The sequence below is a fragment of the Crocosphaera sp. Alani8 genome (genome assembly GCF_038442745.1).
Lineage (GTDB): Bacteria > Cyanobacteriota > Cyanobacteriia > Cyanobacteriales > Microcystaceae > Crocosphaera.
This window is the reverse complement of the sequence record NZ_JARVCN010000268.1, coordinates 1-4,326: the sequence shown is the minus strand read 5'-3', so window position 1 is coordinate 4,326 and position 4,326 is coordinate 1. Positions and strand designations below refer to the sequence as shown.

General features: G+C 37.0%; 5 protein-coding genes. 1 reads left to right on the top strand and 4 read right to left on the bottom strand.

What is annotated here, in order from left to right; genetic code table 11:
* Window positions 1-28 precede the first annotated feature (28 nt).
* The 4 genes from P9B04_RS15220 to P9B04_RS15205 form a co-directional block, all read right to left on the bottom strand.
* Entirely contained in the window at window positions 29-271 is a 243-nt protein-coding gene (locus P9B04_RS15220; protein ID WP_342055836.1) for a hypothetical protein, read from the bottom strand.
* Window positions 272-347: 76 nt separating this feature from the next.
* Entirely contained in the window at window positions 348-689 is a 342-nt protein-coding gene (locus P9B04_RS15215; protein ID WP_342055835.1) for a HepT-like ribonuclease domain-containing protein, read from the bottom strand.
* Complete coding sequence (locus tag P9B04_RS15210) at window positions 682-1,032, bottom strand: nucleotidyltransferase family protein (protein ID WP_342055834.1); 351 nt, start codon at window positions 1,030-1,032, stop codon at window positions 682-684. Before P9B04_RS15210 ends, P9B04_RS15215 begins: the two co-directional genes overlap by 8 nt.
* Window positions 1,033-1,827: 795 nt before the next feature.
* Complete coding sequence (locus P9B04_RS15205) at window positions 1,828-3,687, bottom strand: protelomerase family protein (protein WP_342055833.1); 1,860 nt, start codon at window positions 3,685-3,687, stop codon at window positions 1,828-1,830.
* Window positions 3,688-3,854: 167 nt separating this feature from the next.
* Between P9B04_RS15205 and P9B04_RS15200 the strand changes: the two genes are divergently transcribed.
* A complete protein-coding gene (locus tag P9B04_RS15200) occupies window positions 3,855-4,169 on the top strand; it encodes a DUF4164 domain-containing protein (RefSeq protein WP_342055832.1) in 315 nt (104 codons plus the stop codon).
* Window positions 4,170-4,326: the final 157 nt, after the last annotated feature.

Sequence of the window (4,326 nt, the reverse complement as noted above, 5' to 3'; positions counted from 1 at the left end):
TCTTGAACACATTATAACTTAATTCTGCCTACATTTTAGATGCGTTTGCCCTGTTAACCAACCCCCTTCCCTTCATCATCTCCTTAGCCATAGCATCCCATTGACGAGCTTTATCGTGGTCTTTGGGAGTATCCTCTAATTCAGCAATTTCAGGCAAATGCTCTGATAACCAGGTCTTTAGCCATTCAGTTCGCCCTTGGGCAATTGCACCAGTTAAATCAATCTCTGATTCTCTTTGGCAAAAATGAATCAGACTATTAATGTCAGACATGAGTATAAGTTAAACTCTGTTATTATTATACTTGATTAATGAGTATAAGTAAAGGTATGGGTCTGAAAAACTATTGTTATTGTTGATGTTCTCGAGGTAATAAAGGAACAATATAGTCGTGTAAAGTTGGTAAATTAACTGTAATGACTGTCCAAACTTCTTCTAAATCAACTTCATCATATTTATGACTAATAATGTCTCGCATACCAGCTATTTGTTTCCAAGGAATTGTAGAGTGTTCTTGCCTAAACTCTGGTGATAGTCTTTTCGTTGCTTCTCCAATAATAGTAATCCTTCTTAAAATAGCATCCTGTTTTTCTGGATTATTTTGTAATTGCTCATAATTAATATTAGCCGTGTATTTGAAAACTAAAAGAATAGATTGATAAATATCTAATAGAGTTCCTAAATCACGCACGATAAAGAACCTCACAGGAATTAAGAATAGAGGATCGTTTAATCCAATTATAACTATTTTCGATACTGGTTTTGCTAATTAAATCCACAGGACGACGAAAAAGATTCTCGAATTTGTCTTTGAGTTGAACTTTCTCTAACAATCCTCTAGGGGCATCAGGAAGATAAGTAATCAGTACGTCAACGTCACTATTGGAAGAAAAATCATCTCTTAAAATTGACCCGAAAACAGCTAATTCAGCGATTAAATTAGATTGGCAAAACTGTTTTAACTTCTCAGAATCGACTTGTAATCGTTGATATATTTCAGGTTGCGTAAGATTTTTGGTAAGATCAGAAGACATAATCATCCATTAATAAAAAGTATAAGTAAGAACTAATTGTGAGTATGAGTATAAGCGAATAATGAGTATAGGTAACAAGTTTCGGAGGTAACATGATAAGGGGGTGAATTTTTCTATTTTTATACTCATCTCTGAATCATCTCAGGGTAACTAACGCCCCTTAAACTTTTAGCCTATAAAACGCTTATTGAGGGGTCTATGGGACTATAAGTAGGGTTATTGCCCTCTTAAAACAACCAATTAATTTTTATTTAATTGTCAATCTTCGGTTAATTATCTATCCCTATTATAACATTATTTCTCTTTAACTTTGCTTAAACATGAGTATGAGTATAGGAATATTAAATGCGAGTATGAGTATAACGATTTCCTCATTTTGAGTATGGCTATGTCATAAATCAGGCTGAGGGCTAAAACCCTTATCTATCGAGGATTCTAGCCTATTAATTTAACACAGATGCAGTGGTGAAGAGTGAAAAGGATGCGTAAGCAATCGCGCAGTGCCACTCCGCGATCGCCTTTTATTTATCGCTCTGTGGGTTGAAGGGACTCTAAATCACTCACTTAACCCTTAAATAACTGCTGATTACTTATATCTGATTGTCAATGTTCCTATTTCAACTTATCCTTATTATGCCTCATTCTCTCAATCTCTTCCTTCTCCTGTCTCTTTTCTATTCTCAACCTTCTGTTATTCATACTTAATTATGGTAGTCCCTACAAATTAGTGGAGGTAAGGAATTCATGGGCATTAGGAGCGATAGGAGTGACTATTAAATCTCGCCACTCTAAGTATTAAGTCAGAGAAATAAAGTGAGAAATAGGCTGGTCATGTTTAGCATTATGACGTACAGAAAGTTGATGATAACGATGATGTTGTTCAAGATCAACAGAGCGAGATCTAAGGTATTCTTGAAGGAATTTACCAGCGACTTGAAAGCCAGAAGAACGGATTAAATCAGCTACCATAGGGTTAGAAATATACCATTTTTCCCTCTTAGTACGTAAAGGGTCATTATTATAAGTTTTAATAGCATTAATGGCACGGTCAACAGTGTCCGCTCTAGGATCGAGATCGAGATCAACAACAGGTTTAGAACGAGGTGTTTTTGAAGATGTATCAGAGGACTTGTTACTGTTTTGATTAGGATTAAGAAGGGTTTTAAATTGTTCTATGATAGCTTCAAGTTCAGCAACTTTATTCTGTGCGTCGTCCCGTTGAGATTTAGTATCAGAAAGCTTTTGCTCAAGTTGTTGAACATTAGTATTAAGGGTTTCAATTTGTAGATGAAGTTCTTTATTTTCCTCAGACAAATTAGGATTATATGGAGCCGAACCTCGTTCATTAGCTAACTGTAACTGTTCAGATAAAAAAGCCACCTGTTTAGATTTATCCTCAATTAAAGTATCTTTCTGGGCCAGTAAAGCGTCTTTACCTTCAATGATAGCTTGATACTTTTCCTTGTTACTCTCTACAGCTAAATCATACTGTTGTTTCAACATGGTCATCATGAGTTCGTAGTTAATATGCTCTGTCATCTTTGTTTTGGGTTCACTGGGTTCACTTTTGTCATTCAGTTGATTCGTGGGAATAACGGTGGGTGAGAATTGTATGTTATCTTTAATATCTTTGTCATTATCCTTGTCGCTATCTTTGTTGGAGAAAGCTGACAGAACAGAGACATCACTCCTCGATAATTTAATACCGTTTTGGTCAGGGAGGCGATCGCTAATGAGATAGTCGTCATAATGAGGGCGTGAGGTATAAGAACGAACCTTACCATTAGCATTGATGGAGAAATGCCCTTGAATTTCAGCCTTGAAGCGGTGAGTGGGGACTGTAGAAGGTTTATAAAAGTAAGAGGCAATCTCAGCATAAACAGCGCGAAAAATGTGAGTATAAAGTTTTTCCCCAGAATCATTATCGGCTTCTCGTCCTGGGATTAAGTCTTTATAATGACGACGAACGGCCTTGGGTACATCCTCGTATCGTCGGTTAATAGCCTGTTTAAGTTGACGTTCTGAAGAGGCTTCGTTCATAAGGTCATCAATATGCCAAACATCACGGAGATGAGCGATCGCTTTCAAAACTAAGGGGGCTTCAATCAGTGTAGGGATTTCTAAAGGTGGCATCAAGCTACTTTTCTTGACCGGTTCAGAAAACCATAGAGAATAAGGGGTACACTCTTCAAACTGGGAAATAAGAATCTCACTAATCCTACGACCAATGAGAACCGCTAAGCCGGCCGCCACTTCATTGGGGTCATTGCTTTCAATCAGAGAAGCTGCCTTATCAACTAGAGCGATCGCGTCTGCTCCTGAAAAGAACTTAGTTTGTCGTTCATCGGTTTTCTGTAATTGTTCAATATTTAATTGAGTATAAGTAGAAGAAGATAAAAGGACGTAAGGATGAGCAATAGCAGGATGTTGAGGGTGATATTGCCGGAGAACGAATGCAACTTGAGAACGAACATTCTTTTGTTGTGACGGGGTGACAAGTTGGCGATTAGATAAAGTATCCTCTAGTTTATTAGCAAATTCAACAGCCTTATCCTCCCAGTTGGGAGTATCGGGGGTTAAATGAGCAACTAGGGGGATATTCTCCTCTAAAAAATCATTTAACCATTTAGTTTTTACCCCATCAAAGTTAGCCATGATTGTAGTTATCTATATCCTTATCTTTAGTATAGCAAATGGGGAAAAGAAATTCTAGTAAAAGATAAAGAAAGTCGAGAAAAAGTGGAGAATGTCATAAAATAGAAACAGCCCCCTAAAAAGTAATCAGGGGACAGAAAAAAATACATATATTAGGAGTATAACTCATGAGTCAAACACCAATTAAAGTCGATTATCCCATACAAGAACTATTGAAGGATATTAATAGTAAGTTGGATAAAATAGATGAAAAATTTGAGTCTAAATTTGAGAAAGTAGAGGTAAAATTAGATAAAATTGAAGAAAGATTGACTAAAGTAGAGGTAGGGCAAGCAAAATTAACAGAGAAAGTAGAAGGCATCGATAGTAGGCTAAAAAAGGTGGAAGGAACCCAAACAAGCCAGGTATGGGCATTAATCGTATTAGTCGCAGGAGCTATATTGACAACAGGATTTAAAACCTTCTTTGGAGGCAATCCCTAAATTAACGTGGGTTAGGGGTTCGGAGGTGCGGACTTAAAATATTATTTGCGACCTAACCGTCGTCGCATGGTGAGTCCAGTGGGGTCTTGGCGGTTCCTGTCGACCTGAGTTCGATGTAAGCAGGAGCCATAAATTCCTAAAAAATTAAGGATAATCT